The sequence below is a fragment of the Shewanella basaltis genome, from assembly GCF_023283885.1.
Taxonomy (GTDB): domain Bacteria; phylum Pseudomonadota; class Gammaproteobacteria; order Enterobacterales; family Shewanellaceae; genus Shewanella; species Shewanella basaltis.
The window spans coordinates 98,459-124,500 of sequence record NZ_JAKILA010000005.1; the positions used below are offsets into that span (position 1 = coordinate 98,459).

General features: G+C 41.8%; 24 protein-coding genes. 11 read left to right on the plus strand and 13 right to left on the minus strand.

The window, feature by feature from the left end:
• Positions 1–76: 76 nt before the first annotated feature.
• The 4 genes from L2703_RS05690 (at position 77) to L2703_RS05705 (ending at position 4,157) form a co-directional block, all read left to right on the plus strand.
• Positions 77–1,186, plus strand: coding sequence for a flavin reductase family protein (locus tag L2703_RS05690; RefSeq protein WP_248970160.1), 1,110 nt, complete (start codon positions 77–79; stop codon positions 1,184–1,186).
• A gap of 4 nt (positions 1,187–1,190) precedes the next feature.
• Positions 1,191–2,246 (plus strand): fatty acid desaturase family protein, encoded by a 1,056-nt coding sequence (locus L2703_RS05695; protein ID WP_248970161.1) that lies wholly within the window; start codon positions 1,191–1,193, stop codon positions 2,244–2,246.
• Between the two features lie 543 nt (positions 2,247–2,789).
• Positions 2,790–3,260: a Dps family protein gene (locus L2703_RS05700; protein ID WP_248970162.1), complete on the plus strand. Its 471-nt coding sequence runs from the start codon at positions 2,790–2,792 to the stop codon at positions 3,258–3,260.
• Positions 3,261–3,374: 114 nt separating this feature from the next.
• Positions 3,375–4,157 carry a hypothetical protein gene (locus L2703_RS05705; RefSeq protein WP_248970163.1) on the plus strand — a complete coding sequence of 261 codons (783 nt, stop codon included), beginning with the start codon at positions 3,375–3,377 and terminating at the stop codon, positions 4,155–4,157.
• Positions 4,158–4,211: 54 nt separating this feature from the next.
• Here the strand turns inward: L2703_RS05705 and L2703_RS05710 are convergent, their stop codons facing one another.
• A complete protein-coding gene (locus L2703_RS05710) occupies positions 4,212–4,799 on the minus strand; it encodes a TetR/AcrR family transcriptional regulator (RefSeq protein ID WP_248970164.1) in 588 nt (195 codons plus the stop codon).
• 170 nt (positions 4,800–4,969) lie between these two features.
• On the minus strand, positions 4,970–6,376 hold the full coding sequence (locus L2703_RS05715; protein ID WP_248970165.1) for an alanine/glycine:cation symporter family protein: 1,407 nt from the start codon (positions 6,374–6,376) through the stop codon (positions 4,970–4,972).
• A 382-nt stretch (positions 6,377–6,758) separates the two neighbouring features.
• Between L2703_RS05715 and L2703_RS05720 the strand changes: the two genes are divergently transcribed.
• The 3 genes from L2703_RS05720 (at position 6,759) to L2703_RS05730 (ending at position 9,448) form a co-directional block, all read left to right on the plus strand.
• On the plus strand, positions 6,759–8,108 hold the full coding sequence (locus tag L2703_RS05720) for a sensor histidine kinase (protein ID WP_428848647.1): 1,350 nt from the start codon (positions 6,759–6,761) through the stop codon (positions 8,106–8,108).
• Between the two features lie 259 nt (positions 8,109–8,367).
• Entirely contained in the window at positions 8,368–8,919 is a 552-nt protein-coding gene (locus L2703_RS05725) for a response regulator transcription factor (protein ID WP_248970167.1), read from the plus strand.
• A 124-nt stretch (positions 8,920–9,043) separates the two neighbouring features.
• Positions 9,044–9,448, plus strand: coding sequence for an NUDIX hydrolase (locus L2703_RS05730; protein ID WP_248970168.1), 405 nt, complete (start codon positions 9,044–9,046; stop codon positions 9,446–9,448).
• Here L2703_RS05730 and L2703_RS05735 read toward each other — a convergent pair.
• A complete protein-coding gene (locus L2703_RS05735; RefSeq protein WP_248970169.1) occupies positions 9,410–10,432 on the minus strand; it encodes a Gfo/Idh/MocA family protein in 1,023 nt (340 codons plus the stop codon). The two genes, L2703_RS05730 and L2703_RS05735, sit on opposite strands and share 39 nt — an antisense overlap.
• Before the next feature lie 3 nt (positions 10,433–10,435).
• The gene (locus tag L2703_RS05740) at positions 10,436–10,750 is read right to left on the minus strand and encodes a putative quinol monooxygenase (RefSeq protein ID WP_248970170.1); all 315 of its coding nucleotides are present in this window, start codon (positions 10,748–10,750) and stop codon (positions 10,436–10,438) included.
• A gap of 129 nt (positions 10,751–10,879) precedes the next feature.
• On the opposite strand from L2703_RS05740, the gene L2703_RS05745 reads away from it, so the two are divergent.
• The 3 genes from L2703_RS05745 (at position 10,880) to L2703_RS05755 (ending at position 15,024) form a co-directional block, all read left to right on the plus strand.
• Complete coding sequence (locus L2703_RS05745; protein WP_248970171.1) at positions 10,880–11,749, plus strand: LysR family transcriptional regulator; 870 nt, start codon at positions 10,880–10,882, stop codon at positions 11,747–11,749.
• A 104-nt stretch (positions 11,750–11,853) separates the two neighbouring features.
• Positions 11,854–13,563: a sensor domain-containing diguanylate cyclase gene (locus L2703_RS05750; RefSeq protein WP_248970172.1), complete on the plus strand. Its 1,710-nt coding sequence runs from the start codon at positions 11,854–11,856 to the stop codon at positions 13,561–13,563.
• A 351-nt stretch (positions 13,564–13,914) separates the two neighbouring features.
• Complete coding sequence (locus tag L2703_RS05755; protein ID WP_248970173.1) at positions 13,915–15,024, plus strand: energy transducer TonB; 1,110 nt, start codon at positions 13,915–13,917, stop codon at positions 15,022–15,024.
• A 21-nt stretch (positions 15,025–15,045) separates the two neighbouring features.
• Here the strand turns inward: L2703_RS05755 and L2703_RS05760 are convergent, their stop codons facing one another.
• The 5 genes from L2703_RS05760 to L2703_RS05780 form a co-directional block, all read right to left on the minus strand.
• Positions 15,046–15,390 carry a hypothetical protein gene (locus L2703_RS05760; RefSeq protein WP_248970174.1) on the minus strand — a complete coding sequence of 115 codons (345 nt, stop codon included), beginning with the start codon at positions 15,388–15,390 and terminating at the stop codon, positions 15,046–15,048.
• Positions 15,391–15,734: 344 nt separating this feature from the next.
• Complete coding sequence (locus tag L2703_RS05765) at positions 15,735–16,193, minus strand: CBS domain-containing protein (protein ID WP_248970175.1); 459 nt, start codon at positions 16,191–16,193, stop codon at positions 15,735–15,737.
• Between the two features lie 103 nt (positions 16,194–16,296).
• Positions 16,297–18,036 carry a bifunctional ornithine lipid synthase OlsF gene (gene olsF / locus L2703_RS05770; RefSeq protein WP_248970176.1) on the minus strand — a complete coding sequence of 580 codons (1,740 nt, stop codon included), beginning with the start codon at positions 18,034–18,036 and terminating at the stop codon, positions 16,297–16,299.
• Positions 18,037–18,050: 14 nt separating this feature from the next.
• Positions 18,051–18,956, minus strand: coding sequence for a UDP-2,3-diacylglucosamine diphosphatase (locus L2703_RS05775; RefSeq protein ID WP_248970177.1), 906 nt, complete (start codon positions 18,954–18,956; stop codon positions 18,051–18,053).
• Between the two features lie 578 nt (positions 18,957–19,534).
• Positions 19,535–20,566: a Glu/Leu/Phe/Val dehydrogenase dimerization domain-containing protein gene (locus L2703_RS05780; RefSeq protein ID WP_248970178.1), complete on the minus strand. Its 1,032-nt coding sequence runs from the start codon at positions 20,564–20,566 to the stop codon at positions 19,535–19,537.
• Positions 20,567–20,842: 276 nt separating this feature from the next.
• Between L2703_RS05780 and L2703_RS05785 the strand changes: the two genes are divergently transcribed.
• Positions 20,843–21,283: a DUF4826 family protein gene (locus L2703_RS05785; RefSeq protein WP_248970179.1), complete on the plus strand. Its 441-nt coding sequence runs from the start codon at positions 20,843–20,845 to the stop codon at positions 21,281–21,283.
• A 239-nt stretch (positions 21,284–21,522) separates the two neighbouring features.
• Here the strand turns inward: L2703_RS05785 and L2703_RS05790 are convergent, their stop codons facing one another.
• The 4 genes from L2703_RS05790 to mnmA form a co-directional block, all read right to left on the minus strand.
• A complete protein-coding gene (locus tag L2703_RS05790; protein ID WP_248970245.1) occupies positions 21,523–22,659 on the minus strand; it encodes a ribosomal protein uL16 3-hydroxylase in 1,137 nt (378 codons plus the stop codon).
• Positions 22,660–22,743: 84 nt separating this feature from the next.
• Positions 22,744–24,114, minus strand: coding sequence for an adenylosuccinate lyase (gene purB / locus L2703_RS05795; protein WP_248970180.1), 1,371 nt, complete (start codon positions 24,112–24,114; stop codon positions 22,744–22,746).
• Positions 24,115–24,153: 39 nt separating this feature from the next.
• Positions 24,154–24,786: a high frequency lysogenization protein HflD gene (gene hflD / locus L2703_RS05800; protein WP_346347541.1), complete on the minus strand. Its 633-nt coding sequence runs from the start codon at positions 24,784–24,786 to the stop codon at positions 24,154–24,156.
• A 3-nt stretch (positions 24,787–24,789) separates the two neighbouring features.
• On the minus strand, positions 24,790–25,908 hold the full coding sequence (gene mnmA / locus L2703_RS05805) for a tRNA 2-thiouridine(34) synthase MnmA (protein ID WP_248970181.1): 1,119 nt from the start codon (positions 25,906–25,908) through the stop codon (positions 24,790–24,792).
• Positions 25,909–26,042: the final 134 nt, after the last annotated feature.

Below are 26,042 nucleotides of genomic sequence, written 5' to 3' on the forward strand. Positions count from 1 at the left end.
TTGCAGCTTGATGTGATTTGGGCTTACAATTGTGCGCTCAAATTGTGCAATCAACTATAATGAGCATCTGCTACGAATGAATGTGTTGACTCGACTAAATCATGCCACTGCCAAAACCTTTTTACACACTGACTCAATAGGTAGTTATCTTGAACCGATAATACAGCGCTTTAAACCTGCTTGGCGCACTCATTGGTTTCGCGCGCGTGTGTTATCAATAAAAAACCTTGATGGTGTTGTTGAACTATTGTTGAGCCCAGAAAAGCATTGGCCTCAGGCTAAAGCTGGGCAACATGTTTTACTCACGCTTGAGGTGAATGGTCGCTTAATGACTCGACCATTTTCGATTTCATCAGGGCCACAACAACTAAGTAATGATCACCCGCGGCAGCGATCGATTAGGTTGACGATTAAAGTTAATACAGAGGGGGGATTTACCCCAAAGATAGTCGAGAGTGTGCTCACTCAACGTGTGGTTAACATCAGCGCACCGCAAGGTGATTTTGTCACTGTTGATTTTCCAAATAATCCCGTGTGGTTTGTTGCTGCAGGAAGTGGCATCACACCGTTTTTGGCCATGTTGCACCATCTTGCTCACCTGGCAAGTGGTTCAGCTCGTTCAGGGGCAAACCATCCTATTCATTTAGTGTATTTTGCTAAGGCTTTAGAACACTTATATGTTGATGAGTTGCTAGCAATATCCAAGGTACTCCCACAGTTACGCTTGCAATTGTTAGTGAGGCAACAAGGTCATCATTTGTCAGATGCCTTACTCCATTGTGATCCTAGTAGCCAGGTATTTGTTTGTGGTCCAGCACAGTTTAAGCATGCCGTTGATCAGCAATTAGATATGTTATTGCATCCACAGCAGCAACGTCGGGCCGAGTATTATCAAGCCCCTGTTGTTGCGCAACAAAGCACTGGTGAACACGATGTGCTGGTCATTCAACGCGGCACGTCAACCCTGTTGACTTTAACTGCGGATGACAACTTATTAACGGGATTAGAACAACAGGGTATTCGTGCTAATTTTGGTTGTCGTATTGGGGTATGCCATCAGTGTCGATGTGTTAAAAAGTCAGGAGTAGTGAGAAATTTGCGCACCGGTGAGTTGTCGCAACAAGGTGAGCAATTAATTCAATTGTGTATTTCTCAGGCCGTAACCTCACTTGAGTTGGAATTGTAATTTTATGAATAACACTATTAATTTTAATCTATTAGCCGAAGAGTTAGACACATTAAAGCGTGACACAATGGCTGAAGTCGGTCGTCAAGATGCTGCTTATATTCGTAACGTGATTGTGTGGCAGCGAGTATTAGAGTGGGGCGGTCGTGCTCTATTAATGCTGGGGTTTATTCATCCTCTATGGTGGGGAATTGGCGTGTTGAGTTTAGCCTGCGCCAAAATACTCGACAACATGGAGATTGGTCATAACGTTTTGCATGGCCAATACGATTGGATGAACGATCCTCATATTAATTCCCGTCAGTTTGATTGGGATATTGCTTGTGATGGTAAGAGCTGGCAGCGCATCCATAATTACGAACACCATACTTACACCAATGTGATTGGCAAAGATCGTGATTTTGGCTACGGTTTATTACGTTTGTCTAATGACTTTGGGTGGCGAATTAAAAATTTGTGGCAGTTTATAACCTACCTTAATTTGAGTGTGCTATTTCAATGGGGCGTGTCTTACCATGAGTTAGCCGCCGAACGTGTGTTTATGGGCAAAAAAAAGCAAGGTCGAATATCACGCGTTGATGCTAATGAGCTCAAACGGCGTTTTTTTACCAAAGGGGCTAAGCAATTAATAAAAGATTATTTGGTGTTTCCATTACTTGCAGGACCGCTGTTTTTGTGGGTGTTACTGGGTAATTTAATCGCGAATTTACTGCGTAATTTATGGACATCAACCATTATCTTTTGTGGTCATTTTACCTCAGATGTACATACCTTTACCCAAGAGCAGTGTGAAAATGAAACTCAAGGCCAATGGTATTATCGCCAAGCGCTGGGCTCGTCAAATATTTCGGGTGGTAAGTTATTTCATATTTTAACTGGCCATTTGAGCTTTCAAATTGAGCATCATTTGTTTCCTGACTTGCCCTCGTCCCGTTATCAACAGGTGGCACCACAAGTGCAGGAAATCCTTTGTCGTCATGGTATTGCATATCACACCGGCCCTTTTTTACGCCAATATATCCAAGTGATTAAGCGTATTTTACTCTACTCGTTACCATAAATTATGGAGCAAACGGGCATGTGAGCGGTTATCGACTTAACCTGAATCCTATGATCAGGTGTTAGATGATGTAAAAGGTCAGCGTGTTAACTCTAGTTTGCTTTTAAGCTTGTGCGTTACTTAATTCTCATGGCGAATTAACACAGGGGGCAGCTAGCCTATTGCATATAAACGAGTCGCGCCGTGTGAAAGGCATTTGTTAGTTATCATTCTGCTGATTTGTCGTTTATGTGCTGCCTGAGGCTGTGTATTACTGTCAATCTGCTTATCATTGAGTCGATGGCATTGCTCTGTTGTGCTGTCACAAAGATGCTGCTTTTTGATTAACAGCCAACTCAGTCAAGAACACTATTCTTAAATAAATAGATTAAAATGTATTAATTTAATAGATTTTGCAGTTTAAAATGATCTAATATCAATCGCATGCAGTATCAATCATTCAGATTTAAACAATATTGCGTCAAAACAGAGCAAGATCAATATTACCTAGGTAATAGGCGTTGTATTGTTGTATTGATTCATTCTTCAAAATTAGGAGTTAACATGACAGACATCGATATTGGTATTAAAAAAGATGACCGCCTTAAAATTGCAGAAGGCCTAAAACGTTTATTGGCTGATTCATACACGCTGTATTTGCAAACTCACAACTTTCATTGGAACGTCACAGGGATTCATTTTCGCGAATTGCACCTGATGTTCGAAGAACAATACACCGAACTGGCAACCGCAGTTGATGATATTGCAGAGCGTATTCGTACACTTGACGTTGCAGCACCTGGTACTTACAAAGAGTTTGCTCGTTTAAGTTCTATTAAAGAAGTTGAAGGTGTGCCTGACTCTGCAACTATGGTTGATTTACTCACTCAAGGCCATGAACAAGTGGTTAAAACGGCTCGTGAAGTGCTTAAATTAGCCCAAGCTGGCGACGATGAGTCGACGGCAGCATTAGTGTCAGATCGTATGCGCATACACGAAAAAACCGCATGGATGTTACGCGCAACTCGCAAGTAAGTTATTGTAAAGTATTAACCCGCTGGCTTTTTAGGTCAGCGGTTTTTTGTTGCATCTAGAAAACCTCGTTTAAACACGTTAATGTATGTTTTTTTATTTCAAGATGATGCCACAGTGACCAAAAATAACCAACTGCTCCAACTTGCTCAACACTTGTTTGCCCAGCGCAATGCTAAAGCGCCTAATTCGCACTTTGATAGCGTTTCACCGCAAAGCATGGAACAAGCCATTGCGGTTCAACAAATGATGGCTGGTCTTAATGGCCATATTGCCGGTTGGAAATGCTTAGTACCACAAGCCAACGGAGATCTTATTGTTGCCCCTATTTTGCAACCTGCAGAACGCGGCGGGCAATGTAGCATTATACCGAGTGTTAAAGATGACCAAGTATTAGCCCTTATTGAGCCTGAAATCGCGTTTATTTTAGGTCAAGATATTGAACCTCATCGCAGTTACACCAATGCTGAAATTGACCAAGCGATCAGCGCGACTCACATGGCATTGGAGTTAATTCAGAATCGATTTGCTGGCGATGTTCAACCGAGTTTTTATCAAAAGTTAGCTGATGGCCTGAGCAATCAAGGTGTATACATTGGCCCTGAAATTGACAAATCTGTGGCTTTTGCTGCAGGGCAGGTGGATGTGGTCGTTACTGACAACACTTCACCAAATACGCCACAATCATTTGCTGGTAAACACCCTTGTGACTTACCTCCATTACCAGTGTATTGGATGATTAATTATTTGGCTCAATTAGGTATTAAACTCAATGCAGGGCAGGCCATTATTACGGGGTCATATTGCGGTGTTGTTAAAGTTTTGATGGAAACCGAGATAAACATTGAATATCGTGGTATTGGCCAATTTAATGTTAAGTTTGTAGATGCATTAGCCTAGCGTTATTAATGGTGACGTGTTTGAGATATAAAAAAAGCGCTTGAGGCGCTTTTTTTATTTGGATTGTATCTGAGTGAAAAACTCTTCAAGTTGTTGGCTAACCGTTTCTGTATCACCGGTGGCTTTTAAATATGAGCGTAAACCAATAATGTGAACTTGCAACTTTTTAGCGAGTTGATGCTTATCATATTGCGCAGACAAATCACCTTGTTGCTGGGCTTGCTCAACAATACCGGCAAAACGGTGTTCTACTTTGTTGAGTAAACCTTTAGCAATATCAAGGGTTTCCTGGTGAGATTCATCGAGCTCAGCGAGTGTTCGCATGATCATGCATAATTCACTCGGCACTTCGGCGCTGCAAGGGACAATTAGCCCCCGAAGATACTGTTTTAACCCATCCCAAGCGTGCTCATGTTGTGCCAAATGTGCATTAAGCACATCGGTTGATGTTTGAGCATAATGAGTTAACGTTTGATGAAACAGATCAGCTTTACTTCCAAAAGCGGCATAAATACTGCCTGGTCGCATGTCCATCGTTGTTTGAATTTCTCGCGTAGATGTAGCCAGAAAACCTTTTTGCCAAAACAGGTTTTTTGCTTTTATAAGTACATCTTCGCGATCAAATTTAGAAATATTAGCCATTAGCCCCTCTTTAGTTAATGACATTTTACGATAATCTATCGAAATAAGGCCAGTGTATTGCATTAATTTTTAATCACCAATTGTTATATGGTGTAATGCAGATAAAACGCAAAGTGACTTTTGTGCCAATTTTCGATGTTAGTTTCCATGGCATTATAATTTTGGCTTGTTTACGACCACACACCTTCTTCGGTTTTACCTTGAATTTTTACATCGGCCAATTTGAATTCTGGTTTGTTGGTGGTGTGCAGCTTACTTTGATAGTCGCGGGTTAAGTTAACTATGGTTGGCGTTAATAGCATCAATGCGCTGATATTTACCACCGTCATTAACCCCAGGGCCATGTCGGCCATGTTCCACACTTCTTTTAAACTGGCATTTGCTCCCCAGAACACCATGGCTAAATACAATAAGGTGTAACCCGTACGGCCATAAATATTATCTAGCTTAAACAGGTGTAAGTTACTCTCGGCATAGGCGTAATTGGCCACCACTGAGGTAAATGAGAATAGGGTGATAATAATGGCCACAAACATATCACCGCTCATGCCCATGTGGTGAGTCATGGCATTTTGAGTAATACGAATGCCTTCCATTTCGTTGCCGATATTACCTTGTGCCAGTAAAATCACAATCGCAGTACAACTACATAACACCATGGTGTCGATAAACACTCCAAGCATTTGCACATAGCCTTGCGCAACCGGATGGTTTGGCACAGGGGTTGCTCCCGCTGCGGCATGGGGGACACTACCGGCGCCAGCTTCGTTAGAATATAACCCACGTTGAATACCATTTTTTATCGCCGCACCTAATGCACCAGCGCCAGCTTCAGTTAAGCCAAAAGCCGAGTTAAAGATATCCATTAACACAGCAGGTACCTGCTGAATATTAATCAAGGTTACTGCCACCGCTGCCAAAATAAAGGCAAGGCCCATAAAAGGTACAATTAACTCTGCAAAGCGGGCGATACTGCGTAGCCCACCCATTACAATAATGCCGGCTATTACTGTAATGACAGCACCTGAGTATACGCTTGATATATCAAAGGTATGATTGAGGGCATCGGTGATGGTGTTTGCTTGCATGGCACTAAAACTAATGCCGTAACCTAAAAATAAACACAGGGCAAACAATACGGCCAGCCAGGGTTTATTAAGCCCTGCGCGAATGTAATAGGCGGGGCCGCCACGGTATTCTTTATGATCATCGCGTACTTTATACAGCTGGCCTAAAATACTCTCAGCAAACCCGGTTGCCATACCAAGCAGTGCTATTACCCACATCCAAAATACGGCGCCGCTGCCACCAAGGGATATCGCCATGGCAACACCCGCTAGGTTACCGGTACCCACCCTTGCTGATAACCCAGTACACAAAGCTTGATAAGAACTGATCCCTGATTTATCGCCCTGGGTACTGCCTTTCATCACTTTAAACATGTAAGCAAAGTGGCGCAGTTGGATAAAGCGTAATCTCAATGAAAACCACACACCGGCAAATACTAATATGTAGATCAGTACTTGGTATTCGCCCCATAATACATTGTTGGCGAACGACACAATTTCATTAATCATTGAATAAATTCCTAGTTTTATATTATTTTTTGAGGCTTTCACTTGGCGTATTACATTGCTTGTTTTGAGCTATGTACTCAAACAGCCAATCAATATTTTTAGGGCTAATAGCTTAATAAATACACTTATAATCGAATTGAATTAAAAATATATATGAATAGCTATGCAGTAAAATTACATTAGTAGCACTAAAGGCGTTAAATTTGAAGTGTCGTTAACAGCATGTCGATGAAAAAGTCACCTAACAACAGATTTCAAGCTAGGCTTGAGCTTAATACCTGCTATTTGTGTTAGTTACGGGTGATTTTTGCTCAATTAATCAATGCTGTTTGGTTGAATCTTGTTTACTGTGAGAGTATTAGGTCAATAGGATAGAGTTAGGATGATGAACGTGGCAAATCTGAATGTGCCTTTTAGTGCCAATCAACAACAATTAGCACTATTGCGCTTAGTTAACTGGGGCTTGAAAATTGGCCTTATTCTATTTGCGACTGACTTGTTTGGCTTAATCACACCGCCCATCAGCTTTAGTTACGTGTTGATTATTGAAGCCTGTTACGTGGGGTTTAGTTATCGGTTTCATCGGCTCAGTATTAACAATCAAGGTTTGTTGTTTTTAACGTTATTGCTAGATACATTATTTTGGGCTACTTGGCTTTATTATACAGGTGGGGCGACTAACGCGTTTGTTTCTTTGCTATTGCTGCCGATTGCAATTTCGGCGATTACCTTACCTCGCTGGGCACCGTGGTCATTAACCGCCTTGTCGACCGTGTTTTATAGCCTGATGATAATCACTATTGCTGATCATATGCCAGATCAGCCAACAATGCCTGTAGGTGGCAACATGCATGCTGGCCATGATATGAGCCAGATGGCGATGGACATTTCCGCCAGTCATTTGATGAGCATGGGCTCACATTATTTAGGTATGTGGTTCAACTTTGTTATTTCTGCATTGGTGTTAACCATTACAGTCGGCTTTATTGCCAAGCGTATTCGGCAAAAAAATGTTGAATTGCAATACTTACGTGAAGCCCAATTAAGGCAAGAAAAAATCCTCGCATTGGGTACAGCTTCAGCGCAAATGGCGCATCAATTAGCCACTCCATTGGCCACGCTACGTTTACTCGTAGATGAAATAGCAGACACGACACATCAACCCGAGCAAACTGAATTACTAGCAGATATGCAGCAAGCACTTAACCGTTGTGAAGTGACATTAAATGACTTACGCCTTGCAACAGAATCGATCCGCGAACAAAAATTATTGCATCAGTCGGTTGATAAGCTGGTGGTTTTGTTATCAGATCAAATTAATTTATTAATGCCCGAAACGCAGTTAAACATTTGTGTGACATCAGCTGCTGAAGACGCCGTTTTGCACACAGACATGAGTTTATTGCCAGCATTATTAGCACTCGTTCAAAACGGGGCCCAAGCAAGTGAAGATAATAGCCAAGGTGCAAAGGTTGATATCAACTTTAGCGTCTCGCCAGCGTCAAACCAAGAGTTAAGCATTTCCATTCGTGACTATGGGGTGGGTATCGCTACGCACTTACTTGAAACATTGGGCAGCAATATGGTTAAAAGTCCTAAAGGAATGGGGGTTGCGGTGTTATTGAGTCACACCAGTTTTGAGCGTTTAGGTGGAAGGCTATACCTCAAAGCACATCCGCAGTGTGGCACCGAAGCGATTGTTACTTTACCGTTAGTGCATAGGGACTGTTGATGTTTCAAGCTTGTTTTTGCAGCCATTTGGGGTCATTACATAAACATGAACTATAAAGCAGAGAGGTTGAGGTGTCGTTATGCTACATAAAAATGATAACACAGTAGAAATGGCCAACAAACGCTCCCTGACAGGTCCGGCTAAACACGTGTTACTCTTTGTTGAATGACTTTTTGTGAATAGAGTTACTTAGATGACTAGGCGTTAACCAAGCCGCATTGAGTTAACGGGTATTGTTTGGCGTTGTATTGAGAAATAGATGAAAAAGTTACTGATTATAGAAGATGATACAGCATTTGCGGCAATCCTTGCGCGCCGTTTAGCTCGCCATGGTTTTGACTGCAAAACGTGCCCAAATGCGATTAATAGCTTACTGATTGCCAGACAATTTACCCCCACTCATATTGTGCTTGACATGAAGCTGGCTGAACACAATGGCCTGTCGTTAATTAAACCATTAAGGCAACTGCTTCCGCAGGTTTATATGGTTTTATTGACGGGCTTTGCCAGTATTGCTACCGCTGTTGAAGCGATCCGTTTGGGGGCCGATAACTACCTGGCAAAACCTGTAGATACTCAAACATTACTTAATGCGCTTCAAACACAAAATACTGACAATGTCGCTCATGTTAGCCCCTTTGATGTCATCACCGAGCAACCTCTTACTCCTAAACGGCTCGAATGGGAGCATATTCAACAAGTGCTTGCCAACAATAAGGGGAATGTATCAGAAACTGCCCGCCAGTTAGGTATGCACCGCAGAACATTACAACGCAAATTATTAAAAAAACCGATTGCAGACAATCGCTAATTGCAATTAAGGCTGAGCTGTTAACGTGCTGATAGGTGACTTTTATATTGTTGCTAAGAGTGATGTACGATTGTCAGCCAACATAAATGACAATGGTGTCCAGCAAAATAAGGATAGGTAGTAAATGGCTTTTAATGATTTATTTCGATTGAGTGCTCATGCCGTAATAACCAACGAGCAGGGACATGTACTCTTGTTAAAAGCCACTTATGCAGACAAGCACTGGGGCTTGCCCGGAGGCGGGTTTGATCCAGGTGAAACAATACATCAAGCGCTGAAGCGTGAATGTTTAGAGGAGCTTGGGTGTGATGTTAATATTCACTATTTGTCTGGTGTCTACTTTCACAGAGCGTTCCAATCACAAGCATTTATTTTTCGTTGCGAGCTTCCTCAAGGCGCGGCCATACGCTTAAGTGATGAACACAGTGAGTACGCTTACTTTGCTGTTACCGAATTATCTGACGTTCAGCAACAGCGAGTAAACCAATGTTTAGCGTTTAATGGTGTGGTTTGCAGTGCAGCTTTTTAATGCGGCCTGATGCCATGTCGTTAGCATTTTCATAATATCAACAGAGTCAGCGAGTTGTGCCAAAGGTCTGGGCACAATATATTGCTCAGTGGCCAGTGCATTAAGCACTGCCTCTACTTGATAGTAAAAACCATTTCCCTTAGCGGTAACGGTCACCAAGTCCTCTTTTTGCTCATATAACCTAACAGTAAAGTGATTACCTTGAGACTCAGGTAACCAAGGATTTGAGCCAAACTCAATACTTCCTAAGCTGCCTAAAATAGTAAAGCCTGCGTGCAGACCATAGTCTTCTGCGGTATGTAAATGACATTGCACACCGTTACGGTAACTGATGATGGCGGTTGATTCGCAAATGTTGCCATCTTGGCCGTATCTTGTGCTTGCAGTGATGTGATATTGCTGGCTTTGCTCTGTGCCAAAGTGTTGTTGCATGACCAATTGCACTAATGATGCTGGGTAACAGCCTAAATTAAAAAGCGCCCCAAGACTGGCTGGGTTTACAAACTGGCTAATGGCTGCGCAATATTGGCCTCGGATACTTTTTATTTCACCTATTTTGCCACTGGCGAGAGTGTGACTGAGTTGCTGCATCAATGGGTGGGCTAAATACATTAAACCTTCAAGAAAAAACACCTTGTTTTGCTCAATCGCCTCTAGGCTTGCAGTGGTTTTTTGCATGTCGACAGACAGTGATTTTTCACACAGAATCGCTTTACCCGCTTGTGCCGCTTTTATTATGTACTCATGATGTAGATGATTTGGGAGAGCGATGTAGACCACATCAACTTCAGGGTCGTTGATTAACGCATCAAAATCGGTAAATTGATGTGGAATGTGATATCGCGAAGCAAATTCGGCCAATGTGATGGTATTACGGCCTGCTACACCATAGATTGTACTTTGTCCTTGTGCTTGTATCGCCTCTGCCATCACTCCCGAAATAAAACTGGTGCCTAATATTGCCCACTTTTTTGTCTTAGACATACATCAATCCTCAGATGTTAATAATTGATAATCAAATGCTTGTTGTAACTCGGTTAATGCCGATTTAATAAAAGCTTGAGTATGTTCATAGGAAAAGTGTGCATCAAATGCTGCTTGGTTGTCGTAGCGTTCCCAAAACACAAAATGTTTAGGGTTAGTTTTACTTTGCAGTGCTATTGCTAATGAACAACCGGGTTCATTATTCATGTCCACACAAAATTGGCGTACAGCATCAACGCCCTGAGCTAGTGGCACTTCATCTTTAATGTGGATTTCTGCGGTGATAAATATGCCTTGCTGATTTAATTTGTTATCCATATTGGTCCCTTACTCATCGAGAGGGGCATCGTAAACCAGTTTTGTGATCAGCAAAATGTGTTGTGAGTGTTTACAGAAAACACTCCTGGTTTACAATGGGAGCAAAGATTAAGCTAACTAGGATTTTCGGTGGATAAATTAACGGCTATGCAAGTGTTCAGCCATGTGGCTGAACAAGGGCATTTTGGTGCCGCAGCACATCATTTTAAAATCAGCCGCACTATGGTCAGCAAGCATATTAATCAACTAGAAGCATATCTGGGTATTAAATTGATTAACCGTACGACTCGCCAGCAGGAGTTGACTGAGTCTGGTCGGATGTATTACCAAGAATGTAAAACAATATTGGCCGCTATTGCTCAGGCTGAAAATACCTTGCAAATGATGACAGGAACACCCCGCGGAAGGATCAGTATTAACGCGCCAGTCAGTTTTGGTAGTAGCGTATTAGCACCCATAGTGAATCGTTTTTTACATCTCTATCCAGACATTGATGTGGAACTTTGTCTCGACAATAGCCTGGTTGATCCGATAAATAGCCATATCGATCTGGTGGTGAGAATTGGCGAGTTGGGCGATTCTGGTTTGATTGGGCGACATATCATGGATTATCACATGCAGTTTTGCGCTTCACCGCAGTATTTAGCAACGCATCCGGTAATACACAGTCTTAATGATTTAGGTGATCATCAATGTCTTGGGTTTAGTTATTCAACAAATGGGTCTTTGTCTGTGGCCCATCAACATATATTTGGTAAGCGTCATTTTAGATTACTTTCAAACAGCGGCCTTGTGCTCACTCAAGCAGCCATTGATGGCCTAGGCATTATTTTACAGCCAACAATCGTGGTAAATGAGGCGATTATTGCGGGTAAATTAGTGAATATTGACTGCTTAACACCACCAGAAGCAATGCCAATACATGTATTGTATAAAGATAAAAATTTGCCACTTAAAACTCGGACACTCATTGATTATATCGTTGCACAATTAAGCTAGAGTGCCGCGTTAAAACAGAGGTTATCGGGTTAGACAAACACCACATCTGGGGCTAATCTAATAGTAAACTTTTGCCAAGGATATTTACTATTAGACTTTTATTGGTGTTAGTCTTTTTTTGCAGTTTTTACGTTGCAAGTAAACCTATCGAATTAACCGCTGCTGTTGGTGAGCAACTCATCAACAAGCAAATAAGTATTTGGCAGGTAACTGGTGACGACGTGCCGTTTGAAAAAGCACTGAACCATTATCAGCAAGGTCATTTTGTGAAAAACCATAATGGCAAAGTGAGTTTTGGTTTTACCCATGATGTTATTTGGGTGTCAGTGTTAGTGAATAATGCATCAACGGCGCCAATAAAATCGTATTTTTATCTCGATTCAGCCTGGTTAGATCATGCCGATTTTTATTTTGTTCGGCAAAATGAGCTCGTCGATAAACTGGCAACGGGTGACACACTTCCTTTCAGCTCTCGCAGTAAGCCAACACGAATGATAGCGCAAGCATATGAATATCTCCCCGGGATCACCCAGGTGCTAATTCGCTTTAAGTCTCAAGATCCTTTATTAATCCCCCTTTATTTAACAACAGAGCAAGCGATACAGCATAATGTAGAGTTAAGTAATTATTTTTATGGTTTTTTATATGGCGCATTTTTTATTCTTCTCGTCTACAACATTGTGCTTTCAGTGAGTTTAAAAGACAGTAGCTATATTTATTATTCATTCTATTTATTATCTTTTTTAAGTTTGAACATTGCTTATACCGGACACGGTTTTAAATTTATTTGGCCTGATTGTTTACTGATACAGCGTTGGGCAATGATATTTTTTTTATATTGTTACGTTATTTTTGGCATTGCATTTTGCTTTGAGTTTTTAAAGTTAAAAACCTACTTACCAAAGGTATATCGTTTTAATAAGCTGATATATCGTGTTTTTGCTTTTTTTACGTTGGCATTGTTTATTTATGCAGATCAACTGTTGGCTGTAAATATTGGTGTGGCGTTAACCTCGGGTTTAGTGGTGATTTTTATTAGCCTAGGCTGCTTAGCTTTACGAAATGGTCATGCAATGGTTAAATTTTTTATTCCAGCAGTATTTCTTGGTGCGGGAGGCGCGGCACTGTCTGCTGCTACCACCTGGGGAATTATTCCGTACAACACGTATTTATTTCATAGTATTGAGATAGGGATGTTAATCGAAATGTCTATTTTGGCCTTAGCGTTAGCGTTTAATTTAAAAGAGGTGGATAAAGCAAGGCTCACCGCCGAAGTGATAGCACTGTATGATCATCTAACCGGATTATTTAATCGTCGTGCTTTTACGGTTAATGCCTCGCCACTATGGGTGCTAGGCATACGAGAGCAAACCCCGTTTTCTATGATCCTTTTGGATATTGACTGGTTTAAAATGATTAACGACAAACATGGTCATGCAGTGGGTGATGCAGCGCTTAAAAGCATAGCCAAAACATTGCAACAACATACTCGCAAAAGTGATGTATTAGCACGATGGGGGGGTGAAGAATTTATCATCTTTTTACCCAATACTAATCAAGCAGATGCGATGCAATTAGCCAATGATTTACGTGAAAAGATAGCGTCAATTACCCTGTATCACGATGGCGGCGAGTTATCTGTCACCGCCAGTTTTGGTGTCGCAGAATATGAAAGGCACATGACAAAGGTAGAGGACCTGATTAAGCTTGCCGACAAGGCATTATACAAAGCTAAAAATTGTGGACGTAATATTGTCTGTGACACATCAACTACCGGATCGGTTACCGCAAGCGAAACGGCAATCATGTCTTAGTCCTAAGCGCAGATAAAACCCTTAATAATGGGTTAAGCCAAGCATATTTAGTCATTATCGCTCACATCAAAAACAACCATTTATAATGGTCAGCGCCTAACACCTAAAGATTCCCCATGGGATGTTATCCATTTTAGTCGGAATTACACTGAACAGTAGCGTAGCCTAGAGAGTGCCACGATTTATCATGTGTTATTACAGCCGATACTCATCTTTGCAAATGCGCCAGTCATGTTATAGATTGTTGCAGTGGTTTGTGATGTTGCAATGCATTGTTTATACTGCAGTTCATCTACCTATCGTATAACAATAACAATAATAATAACAATGCAATTAAAAAGGACTTTAACCATGAAAAAAACACTTATTTGTTTATCTATTGTTGCAGCATGTGCCAGCCACATGGCCTTTGCTGAGTCTTCACCGTCGGCCGATTTCTCAAAAGCATATCAACAGTATAACCAAGCAATAGATGCAAATAATCAAGCCGATGTCATTACCTATGCCCAACAAGCTTACGAGCTTGGTAAGGTAAAATTTGGTGCTGACAGCATTGATAGTGCCAATTTAGCCATCAATTGGGCTAATGCCATTGTTGCGCAGTCAAAGCAAAATAACAGGGGGCGAGTGGTACAAGATGAGCAGGTGATAAACGCTCAACAATTGTTTGAGTCTGCTTTAACGACTTATCGTAAAGCATTGCCTGACAATGATATTGCCTTTGTCGATCCACTTATCGGCTTAGCTGAAACGACGCCAGATAACACCTACGCAAAAAAAATCTTGTTTGAAGCCATTGATATTGCCGAAGATGATGGTAATGAATTAACTGTGGCTGAAGTGAAAACCTTTGCTTTTTATCGCTTAACAGGGACTGAATTTTATACTCGAAAGGTGAGAGACTTTGCCTTTGACGCCTATGATATTTATAAGGACAAACTGCCAGCAAATGCAATAAAGCGCGTTGATGCGACTTATCTTTATGGTGCATTAAATGAGGCAATGGGGCAGCATTCTAAGGCTATAGATGCCCTAGTAGAAGTAATAAAGCAATACAAAGCGTTACCTTATAGCCACCCACATGAACTGCGTGCACATGCATTATTGGTTGATATTTACCAGCAAAGAGGTCAGAAAGACAAGGCCACCAAGCATTGTATTGCCATCGGTGAAATGACCCCATGGAATGACCAACAAGAACAAACGCCTCTATTTAGGACTGCACCAGATTATCCAATGTCTTATGCTTCGCGTGGTAAAAGTGGTTGGGTCAAACTGGAGTTTACTGTAGATGAGCAAGGTTTTGTGCAATCACCAAAAGTGCTGGATTCAGATGGTGGTAGCCAATTTGAGAAAGAATCAATTGAGGCGCTCAGCCAGTGGCGTTATGCGCCTAAATTTGTAGATGGTAAGCCAGCAAAGGGGACTGCAACGGTTCAAATAGATTTTACACTTGGGTAATCTATCTTGTTGAGTTTAAGTTTAACTCAATAAGTACATGCTGAGCATGCCGACACAAACTATCACAAAGCCAGATTCAATCATGAACTGGCTTTTTTGTAACTGTTTTTGGCCTTGTTTTAAAATGGTCACCAGTTGGTTTTGTTTGTAAATACGGCAAGATATTAACGAGGTTTGCGGATCGGCAATTAACTGAAAACGGCATTTTTTACCGTTATCGAGCAAGACGTCGTGCATACTTTGTAAACCAAAGTTGAATTTACGCGACACCACTTTGCCGTTAATAAAAACCCGCTCCAAGCCACACCAATTGCTGGCATGTAACTCAATATTGTCTTGATTTAGATGGTAAGAAAATTTAATCATAATGCTCATCCTTTCACATGATAACCGCGTGTTTACGTATACCTATCATTCAAAACTGCATTAACATTGACACTTTTTAATCCTGTTATTAATAAAGCAGAGCAATGTGACAATTTCCAGTATAGAAATATGAACAATTTGCGAATTAAACCTATGTTATTGCTGGCTATGATAATATTTATTTTTATATTTTATATTGCAAAATATCAGCGACTGGGCTTGTGAAGACGTTTTGAGCGCGAGCATCTAGACGTTGTGGTCGTGGGCTCTTAAAAGAGGGCATTGTGGGGGACAAATCATGCTATGCAGTGCAATAGACGCTGCCTAAAATAGGTCACATTCTATTAAAAATTGGTGTAATAGGCTCTTAGCAGATCTTTCCAGGTAATAATGCCAACGATACGATTGTTTTCTAATACTGGTAGACACCCAATGTCATGGTCAAGGATCAGTTTACTGGCTTGATTGATGTTGCAGTGGGGCGCAATGGTGATTGGATTATGACTCATCACTTGATGAACCCGTTTTTGAAGGGTTTCAGTATCTCTTATCAGTTCTGCAGCAGTCCCTATATTGGGGCTGAGCGCGCGTAAAAAATCACGATGCGATAAAATGCCTGCCAAGGTGTTGTTTTCATCGATTACCAGTAAGTGGTGAAAACTGACGTTATCGAAAATCTCTTTCGCTAGGGTGAGACGATCATCCATCTCTATGGTGACAACACGGGTAACCATAATGTCAGCCACAGTCAATTGACTGTGGGGCAGTTGTTCTGCCATGTCATTGTTTGTCGATGTCGTCATAGGTGATTCTCCACTGATTTATCTTGTTATATCAGATAAATATTAGCGTAACAATCAAATAACAACCACTCATGCCACTAAAAAGTACGTCTAAGGGGACGCGTCATGATGCGGCTTGCGCCGGGAGCAAGTGGCCTGCCAAATATTTTTGATATTTAATGGGTTTGAGTTGATGGATATCAACTAACACTAAGCCATCAATGCAATCACCAAATTCAGGATCGATTCCAAAGTCTAAAAATTTAACCCCTTGATTATCGCAAAGCTCGCCATATTGCTTAAATAACGTTGGTACAGAGACTGCCATATTTGCTAATGTCCGTTTGAGAATTTTAAAGTTTTCCGGGTAGTCGTTACCGTTAAATAATTGTTGTAATTGATGAATTCTATCTGGCGTAAACTGGTATGAGTGGAATGAATGGGCTAACGTCTCATCGCTAGCAAAATGCTGTTGATAAAAAAACACTAACATGTCTTTTGCCTGTAAGGGGAGACTATCACTTAACGACACTGGGCCAAATAAATAGCGATATTGGGGATTTTTCACTAAAAAGGCACCAATGCCTTGCCATAGGTATTCTAGACTACGACGGCCCCAATATTTGGGTTGTACAAAACTTCGCCCTAGTTCTAAGCCTTGGTCAAAGTAAGGTTGAAAGGCCGGCTTATAGTCGAACAATGATTGGCTGTAGAGTGAGTCTTTGCCGACGCTTTCATGTAATGCTTTGGCGCTGGCAAAGCGATAGGCGCCGACGATTTCTAGGTCATCTTTGTCCCACAAGACCAAGTGAAAGTAATGATTATCATATTTATCAGTATCACGACGCTTACCTGTGCCTTCACCTACGGCGCGAAAAGCGATTTCACGTAAGCGACCAATTTCACGCATTATTGAGCTACTTTGGTGGTGTTTATAAAGATAAATTTGTTTGTTGTCTTGGGTTTGCCCGAGTAACTCGCATTGCGATAAAGCATGTTGCAATTCGCTTCGCTTCTCTGGGTGCGCAATCGCATTTTGGGTGGTAAATAAAGGACTGCGATTTTTACCGATGCGGTATAAATGATTTTTAAGCAATTTAACTTTGGTTTTTAACGGGAAATCCTGGTTGTTCACCACTTCTTTGGCGATCAATTGTCCGATACGTACCGGCATCACTTGGTCGGCTTGCTTAAACATCTCTTTCACTAACAGTAAGGTGGCTAACGGCTTGTATATCATTGATGCACCGTAAAATGTGGCTGAGTTTTTGGCATCAACAAATATGGGCAGCAAGGGGGAATTACAGGCTCGGGCCATTTTTAAAAATCCTGAGTGCCAATGTAAATCCGTTACACCCGTTGGCCGTAAACGAGACACTTCACCAGACGGGAAAATCAGTACAGCACCTTCGTTTTTAAGGTGGTGATGAATTTCGTCTAAATGTTGTTTGGGTGTACCACCAGTCATGTTACGCACCGGAAGTAAAATAGAGTGTAAGGGTTTAATGGCCATCAATAATTCATTGGCAACCACTTTGATGTCTGGGCGAATCTGGCTAATCAGTTTAATCAAGGCGAGGGCATCGAGTGAGCCTATTGGGTGATTGGCGTAAATGACCACGCGGCCTTCGTGCGGGATATTTTCAACTTCGTTATTGGGTACGCTGTAAGTAAAATTCAAACATGCTAAGATTTGCTCAACAAAGTCAACTCCTGATAAATGCGCATGTTCATTGGCAATCTCATTACATTGTTTTTCGTGGAGTAAATAACGCAACATGGCTTTAGTGGGCGTGGCTAACCAAGGTTTGTTATGTAACTTGGGAAGGTTTTTCTCGACCACATTATCGACGGTAAATATCATAATTGTGCCCTTATTTATGCTACATGCTGTTTTTGTGGCTGGGGAGATTTATCGTTATGCACACGAGGGAATTCGATGTAGTTGACGATTTCTGCCTGCAAGGTTTGTTCGTTCCATTTAAGTAGTTGCACATCGCCCGTCACTGACTCGGCAATGAGAGTGCAGTTTTCTACCCAATCGCCGTCGTTAGCGTAAATTAGACGTTGCTGGTTGATGATGTGCTCAGACAGCTCAGGCTGGTGAATATGTCCGCACACCACCATGTCGACCTGTTTTTTTGCCGCGTAGCGTAATACCGCATCACGATATTGGTTAATGGCTTGCTGGGCTTTATTAACCCGTAACTTAATAAAGCTGGCCAGTGACCAATAGGGGTAGCCCATTGCACTTCTCACCGCATGCAGTTGTCGGTTTAACCACAATAAAACATCATATAAATGGTCGCCTAATTTGGCGTAGGTGCGGCTAACACAGACTTGGGAGTCAAACTGATCGCCATGAAGCATTAAAAACCGTTTGCCATTAATCGACTCATGGATGTGCTGTTTTGCGAGGGTGACTCCTCTGAAGTGGCTGTCAGCATAAGCTTTAAATGCCTCGTCATGATTACCGGGAATAAATACAACCCGAGTGCCGTTATTGGCAAGTTCTAGTATTTTTTTGATGACTTTGTCATGGCTGTCTGGCCAGTACACTCTTTTTTTAAGGGCCCATACATCCACAATATCACCGACTAAATATAAGTAATTACTTTGACTGTGGTTTAAAAAATGCAGCAGAAAATCTGCTTTACAGTCTACGCTGCCAAGATGAACGTCTGATAACCACAAGGCATGAAATGATTGGATCTGTTGAGGGTGAGTCAGGTGTGAAATCGGCTGTCGTTTTGCCAGCGTTGTTGTTTGATTGCTATCAGTCATCGTCTGCCAGTTCCCAATACACAGGTTGCGTCAGTGTTAATTTAGAGTAGGGCAGTTAATTGACGCTAAGGTGAACGATTTATTGCAAATTGATTAAGCTTAATGCGAAGACAATTTAGATTGATTGTCTGGTCACTTAGAGTGGGTCTAGCGGTTTTGATTTAGGGTCGCAATCCAATATTATTGCCCCCTTGAATAGCGGTATTAGAGTCAAAGTGAGTTTGTTTTTTCACTGAGTGTTGAGTTATTTTTGCCCATAAAAAAGGGAAATACTCAGTATTTCCCTAGGGTCTGTTGATCTTTTAAGGTTATTTTTGCAGCGAATTGTTGGTCATTACTCATATACAAGTGCGCGGCAGAGACTTTGAAGTGTATTATTCTACATAAAAAGTCGATAACGCAGTAAAAATGACCAACAAACGCTGCCCACAGGGTTCGGCTAAAAACGTTTTACTCTTTGTTGAACAGATTTTGCTTAGGTGGCTAGGCTTCAATCCATTCGCCTCGATTAAAACGTTTTTAACTCGAACAAAATTCAACCAGCAAAGATCAACAGACCCTAGTATTCAGGCTTGCTATTATCGTGCTGCGTCGATAATAGCTTTGGCCATTTCATCGGCAACTGAACCTGTGGTTCGGTTTTCGTTATCTGCGCGGCTAAAGATGGTCAACAATGTGTTGTAAATTTGCTCTACCTTAGCTTTTGATGCCGCGGCATCATAGTTTTTCTCAAACGAGACATTAATAATGCCGCCAGCATTAATGACATAATCTGGTGCGTATAAAATGCCCATTTCTTTGAGCTTTTCACCGTGTCGTACTTCAGCTAGTTGGTTATTGGCACAACCTGCAACAATCGTCGCTTTAAGTAATGGCAATGTGGTGTCATTTAATGTGGCACCCAAAGCGCAAGGAGCGTAAACATCCACATCTTGAGTATAAATGTCTTGAGGCGCAACCACGGTGGCGCCAAACTCTGTCGCTACGCGGTCAAGCGATGCTTGATGAATGTCGGTAACAATTAACTCAGCGCCTTCTTCATGCAAATGTTTACATAGGTAGTACCCAACGTGTCCTACACCTTGTACAGACACTTTGATGCCTTTAAGGCTGTCGATACCACGTTGATGTTTTACTGCAGCCTTGATCCCTAAATAAGTGCCAAGTGCAGTGAGGGGCGATGGGTCGCCTGACTTACCTTCCATTCCGGCTACAAATTCAGTTTCACGACTGGCTATCATAATGTCGGATGTTGATACGCCTACATCTTCTGCTGAATAGTATTTACCACCTAGGCTGTTAACAAAGCGGCCAAAGGCTAAAAATAATGCTTCGCGGTCGGTGGTTTTAGGATCGGCGATGATTACGGCTTTACCGCCACCCATGGTTAAACCGGCAAGGGCATTTTTATAAGTCATGCCACGTGATAGACGTAACACATCAGTTAATGCTTCATCATCAGATTGATAATTCCACATGCGACACCCACCCACTGCGGGGCCTAGGTTCGTATTATGGACTGCAATAATGGCTTTTAAACCACTTTGCTTGTCATGACAAAATACCACTTGTTCGTGTTCATCGAACGAAACATGATTAAATACTGCCACGTGAAATCTCCGCTTGCTGTTTTATTAAGTTATCGTACCCAGTATTTTACAATACATTAGGTACAAACGACTGCTTGTTATATTTATTGCAGCACGATAGCATTTAGCGATACTCTCAACAAAGCACGATTTAGTTATTTTTGTGATTGATGTGGCAATTTAGCTTGCCACTTTACGTAAACGTAAAGTAAGTTATGTTGCATCATTGTTTTTGAGATTGCATAGCAGGTTAATTATTGTTCTAACCTGTAATATAACAATAAGATAGGAAGTATTATGACTGAAGAAGTTGCAGAGCAGGTTACCAAACCCGCAGTAGATCAAGAAGCCATGAGACAAGAGTGGGTACGTACACAGTTTCAAAAAGCAAATCGTTTTTTAGCTGAAAAGGGCGTGATCCCAAGTAATGTGCTAGCCAGCGAAAGTCGTTATCTTGCGCCTTATTTAGCGATTTGGAAAATGGAATCTAAACAACCTAAAAAACAAACATTTTGGGTGATGTCTGGTGATTTGCCTTCTGATTATGTCGATGTGAAAGTGGCGGCCACTGCCCGTGATGCGATTCGACATTTTTCGATGATGTGGCAATTAAAAGCTGAAAACTTGCATAAATCTGGCATGACAAAAGATGCCACTCAGATGAAGTTTGCACAGCTATTAGTGTCACGTGCAGAAAGCTTATACAAAATGCACCAAGACGAGAAGCTTTGGGGTTAGTGCCAGGGCGTAGTATTTACTGCAAAGCGCGATGATATACAAAAAGGCACCTAGGTGCCTTTTTGTTTAGGGTAAATAGTGATACTCATCAGCATGATAATGTGATCATTCTTACTAGATAACATCGCTTATAACGTGTTAGCAATGTTGAAGGTAGAATAACTCACTCGCTACAATTTCTGCCTTGAACGATGCGATTTTCTACGCAATTTCTGATCACTTATTTATCTTGACTGGTATTATTCATCGTCTGCTAAGTAAAATAAACCTTGGTTAATCAGTTGGGTAAATACGGCTAGCAAAGTCGGCTGTTCAATAAGTTCACTGGCTTGCTCTGGTAAAATACTGACTTGATTGGCAAGCAGTTGTAATACGTCTTCCTTAACGTCAGGCAGTGGATATACTTCACCATTAATAAATAACCGCGCATGATTGTCTTGTTCAAGACGTAATACCTTTAAGCCCCCAATACGCTGAATAATTGCACCTTGTTCTATGGCATCAATTAAGTCATCACTGCTTAATGGCTCTTCACCTTCACAAATATCGAGTTCGAAACGATTTTGACTCAATAATTTACCTAGCATGATTTGATAGGCTTGAGGATCTTGAGCAAGTTGAACCAATAAATCCATTATACCTTGCTGGTGAGCTTGGCTAATGAGACCAGGCGAGCTCGGTTCTTCCTTAGAGGTAAAGCGTTTGTGTCCTTGATTGGTGTCGATAAGGCTATCGGCGATCTCTGATAACAATTCTTGCTGGCTGGGCGCTCTAAAACCAATGGAGTAAGACATGGCTAAGGTGACGGTTTCGCCGCAATGTGGGTAGCCTGGCGGAATGTATAATACGTCGCCTTTTTTTAGTACTACATCAATAATGGCTTCAAAATCCTCAACAAGCGGCGAGTTAGGGTTATTGCCTCGGCGTTTATGTTGGCCTTTGTCCCCGACTTTCCAACGACGCTCGCCTTCACCTTGAATAATAAACACATCATAGTTGTCGATATGTGGTCCTACGCCGCCACCGGGTGTGGCAAACGACACCATTAAGTCATCAAAGCGCCAGTCGGGTAAAAAGCGAAATGCCTCTACTAACGGCTGTGAAGCAGGATACCAATGGTTAACGGCTTGTACTAATAATTGCCAGTTGTCTTCACCAAATTGATCATAATCTTCAAATGGGCCTTGTATCACATCCCAGTCTTCACCTTTGGTAACGACCACTCGTGAAGATATTTCTTCTTCGCAGGCAAGGCCTGCAAGCTCGTCTGCGGCTATGGGGTCTTCAAAATCGACAAAGGCTTGTTGCATTAAGCGTGGTTTCTGTTGCCAATGTTGTTTAATAAAGGCTTGGGTATCAATATTTAATGTGTACATCATTGACCTCAGAAAGAGTGTTACATCCAATAAAAAAGCGGTCACAGATGCGACCGCCAAGATTAGTTCGTGTCGATTAAATGACTATTTTAGCTCGTCGACAAAGGCTTCTGCTCGGCCAATGTAATTTGCAGGGGTCATTTTTTTCAATTCAACCTTAACGTGTGCTGGCAGTTCAAGACCATCGATAAATACCGCAAGTTGCTGTGCATCAATGCGTTTACCACGGGTGAGCTCTTTAAGCTTTTCGTATGGTTTTTCAATACCATAACGACGCATCACGGTTTGTACTGGCTCGGCCAATACTTCCCAATTTTTATCAAGCTCGGCAAGTAGTTGTGCTTCATTGACCTCTAACTTACTGATCCCTTTTAAGGTGGCTTGGTAAGCAATGAGCGAGTGCGCCATGCCGACACCAAGGTTACGTAAAACCGTTGAGTCTGTTAAGTCACGCTGCCATCTTGATACTGGCAATTTAGCCGCTAGGTGTTGCATTAATGCATTAGCAATACCTAAGTTACCTTCAGAGTTTTCAAAGTCGATTGGGTTAACTTTATGCGGCATGGTTGATGAACCAATTTCACCAGCAATGGTGCGCTGTTTGAAGTGACCTAACGCAATGTAACCCCAAATATCACGATCAAAGTCGATAAGAATAGTATTGAAACGCGCAATAGCATCAAATAATTCTGCAATGTAATCATGCGGCTCAATTTGCGTGGTGTAGGCGTTCCAGTTAATGCCAAGACTAGTCACAAAACGTTGTGACAGTTCATGCCAGTTCACTTCAGGGTAGGCAGAAATGTGGGCGTTGTAGTTACCCACAGCACCATTGATTTTACCCATAATCTCAACCGCATTGATTTGGTTTAATTGACGCTCAAGACGCACGGCAACGTTGGCCATTTCTTTACCTAACGTTGACGGTGATGCTGGCTGGCCATGAGTGCGCGACATTAAAGGTACACTTTTGTTGTCATGGGCAAGTTTTTTAATTGCATCAATAATTTGTTGGCAATAGGGCACTAACACTTGTTCACGAGCTTCTTTTAGCATTAAACCGTGAGATAAGTTGTTGATGTCTTCTGATGTACAGGCAAAATGCACAAATTCATCAATGGCCGCAAGTTCTGCATTGTCGGCTATTTTTTCTTTGATGAAGTATTCAACCGCTTTTACGTCATGGTTGGTGGTGCTTTCGATGGTTTTGACACGAAGGGCATCTTGTTCGCTAAAATTGTCTTTGATGCTGTCTAACAAGGCCAGTGCGCTTTCGCTGAATGGGGGAACTTCTTCAATCTCTGGGCAGCTAGACAATAGCTTTAACCAGTTGATTTCAACTTGAACACGGTATTTTGTAAGACCGAACTCGCTGAAAATCCCTCTTAAAGAGGCGGTTTTACTACCATAACGACCGTCTATCGGAGAGATAGCAGTTAGTGCGGAAAGATCCATTTGAAGCTCCTTGATGAACTTTGTTGTAGGGTGAATCGATTAATTATTATTTTGGCATTGTTTTGCAATATCAAATATCGCTTTACGGGCAAACACCAAATGACGGCGTTTACCCCCTAATTGACGCCATAATACTGCGCTGCGCATAGCGGCGAGCAGAAGGGCACGAATTTTATGTTGTACTATGGGTTGCTTTAGGCAATCTGGGTTGCCTGATATTTGCAATTTAGGCCCAAGCTCACTAATGATGTCACTGTAGATACTGGCAAAATTAGACAATACTTGCTCATCGGTAATGGCAAAGTGACTTAATTGACGATGAACTTGATTAATGCGCTCTGCAAGCATGCCTAAGCCATTAGCAGAGCGAGCCAGCTTTCGCTCTAATGCAAGTATACCGACCAAATAACGTGTCGTTTCAACATCTTTGTTACTACCATCACCCAATTGATTTTGAATGAGCTGATAGCCTTTGTGTAAAATACTTTTGTCTTGGTAAACGTCTGCGGTCGATTCAGGTTCTGTCACTAAAATAGTATTTAGTGTTGCTGCTAAGGCTTCTTTTTCGCTGTCTCCATGACGCGCTAAATACTGAACTTGGCCGATTGCCTGTAAAATACCTGCAAATGCCATGGTGCGCTCGAATAAGATGTTGTCTTGGGTATCACTCACGGTTTAACCTCGGATCAAAGTATCGATAATACCGCCGCCTAAACAAGTTTCGCCATCATAAAACACTGCTGACTGGCCAGGGGTGACAGCGGCTACAGGTTCGTCGAATGTCACTGTGATATTATTGGGATCTGTATAAATTAAGGTGCATGGCACATCGCGTTGACGGTAGCGAGTTTTGACTGTGATTTGACTGTTATTGGCCGGGCCTTTGCGGTCAACCCAATGCAGTTGGTTAACTGTCATGCCTTGTGACATCAGGCGTGGATGATTTGCGCCTTGTGCAACCACGAGTACATTACGAATTAAATCTTTTTCAACGACGTACCAAGGATCTTCGCTACTGTTTTTAAGGCCGCCAATACCAAGGCCTTTACGTTGGCCAAGGGTATGATACATCAAGCCCTGATGCGTGCCGATGACTTCGCCTTCACTGTTTTCAATGTCGCCAGGTTGTGCGGGTAAATAAGTGGCAAGGAAATCAGTAAATTTACGTTCGCCAATAAAACAAATGCCGGTGCTGTCTTTTTTGTCGTGAGTGATTAAGCCCATTTTTTTGGCAATCTCACGTACTTCATGTTTTTCAAGCTCACCTACTGGAAATAAGCTGCGTGCGACTTGCTCATGGCTAAGGGTGTATAAGAAGTAGCTCTGATCTTTATTGCCATCTACACCACGGAGCATTTCAACGCTGCCGTCGCGGTTGTCACGACGACGCACATAATGACCCATGGCGATATAGTCGGCGTCTAAAATCTCGTCGGCAAATTCTAGGAATGCTTTGAATTTAATTTCTTTGTTGCACATGATGTCAGGGTTTGGTGTGCGACCGGCTTTGTATTCGGCCAAAAAATACTCGAACACATTGTCCCAGTATTCGGCAGCAAAGTTGACGGTATGCATTTTGATGCCAAGTTTGTCACACACAGCTTGTGCATCTTTTAAATCATCTGCAGCAGCGCAATATTCGTCGGTATCGTCTTCTTCCCAGTTCTTCATAAATAGACCTTCAACCTCGTAGCCCTGCTGGATAAGCAAATAGGCCGACACTGAAGAGTCTACACCGCCGGACATGCCGACAATGACTTTTTTACCATTAGAAGTGGGGTTGATTGATGTCATAAATCCTAAAAACCATTGAATAAAGAGAATATGTATATGGTGGCGCCTGTTAACGGTTTCAAGCTAATGATAAAAATTGACTGTGCCTAAGCCATTAAACAAGGTTAAAAATTAGCTAAATCTTATCTTAAGGT

Excerpts from the sequence above, each read along its gene's own strand:
- L2703_RS05690 (WP_248970160.1), top strand. The coding sequence starts at position 77 with ATGAATGTGTTGACTCGACTAAATCATGCCACTGCCAAAACCTTTTTA.
- L2703_RS05695 (WP_248970161.1), top strand. The coding sequence starts at position 1,191 with ATGAATAACACTATTAATTTTAATCTATTAGCCGAAGAGTTAGACACA.
- L2703_RS05700 (WP_248970162.1), top strand. The coding sequence starts at position 2,790 with ATGACAGACATCGATATTGGTATTAAAAAAGATGACCGCCTTAAAATT.
- L2703_RS05710 (WP_248970164.1), bottom strand. The coding sequence starts at position 4,799 with ATGGCTAATATTTCTAAATTTGATCGCGAAGATGTACTTATAAAAGCA.
- L2703_RS05715 (WP_248970165.1), bottom strand. The coding sequence starts at position 6,376 with ATGATTAATGAAATTGTGTCGTTCGCCAACAATGTATTATGGGGCGAA.
- L2703_RS05720 (WP_428848647.1), top strand. The coding sequence starts at position 6,759 with ATGATGAACGTGGCAAATCTGAATGTGCCTTTTAGTGCCAATCAACAA.
- L2703_RS05725 (WP_248970167.1), top strand. The coding sequence starts at position 8,368 with ATGAAAAAGTTACTGATTATAGAAGATGATACAGCATTTGCGGCAATC.
- L2703_RS05730 (WP_248970168.1), top strand. The coding sequence starts at position 9,044 with ATGGCTTTTAATGATTTATTTCGATTGAGTGCTCATGCCGTAATAACC.
- L2703_RS05735 (WP_248970169.1), bottom strand. The coding sequence starts at position 10,432 with ATGTCTAAGACAAAAAAGTGGGCAATATTAGGCACCAGTTTTATTTCG.
- L2703_RS05740 (WP_248970170.1), bottom strand. The coding sequence starts at position 10,750 with ATGGATAACAAATTAAATCAGCAAGGCATATTTATCACCGCAGAAATC.
- L2703_RS05755 (WP_248970173.1), top strand. The coding sequence starts at position 13,915 with ATGAAAAAAACACTTATTTGTTTATCTATTGTTGCAGCATGTGCCAGC.
- L2703_RS05760 (WP_248970174.1), bottom strand. The coding sequence starts at position 15,390 with ATGATTAAATTTTCTTACCATCTAAATCAAGACAATATTGAGTTACAT.
- L2703_RS05765 (WP_248970175.1), bottom strand. The coding sequence starts at position 16,193 with ATGACGACATCGACAAACAATGACATGGCAGAACAACTGCCCCACAGT.
- olsF (WP_248970176.1), bottom strand. The coding sequence starts at position 18,036 with ATGATATTTACCGTCGATAATGTGGTCGAGAAAAACCTTCCCAAGTTA.
- L2703_RS05775 (WP_248970177.1), bottom strand. The coding sequence starts at position 18,956 with ATGACTGATAGCAATCAAACAACAACGCTGGCAAAACGACAGCCGATT.
- L2703_RS05785 (WP_248970179.1), top strand. The coding sequence starts at position 20,843 with ATGACTGAAGAAGTTGCAGAGCAGGTTACCAAACCCGCAGTAGATCAA.
- L2703_RS05790 (WP_248970245.1), bottom strand. The coding sequence starts at position 22,659 with ATGTACACATTAAATATTGATACCCAAGCCTTTATTAAACAACATTGG.
- purB (WP_248970180.1), bottom strand. The coding sequence starts at position 24,114 with ATGGATCTTTCCGCACTAACTGCTATCTCTCCGATAGACGGTCGTTAT.
- mnmA (WP_248970181.1), bottom strand. The coding sequence starts at position 25,908 with ATGACATCAATCAACCCCACTTCTAATGGTAAAAAAGTCATTGTCGGC.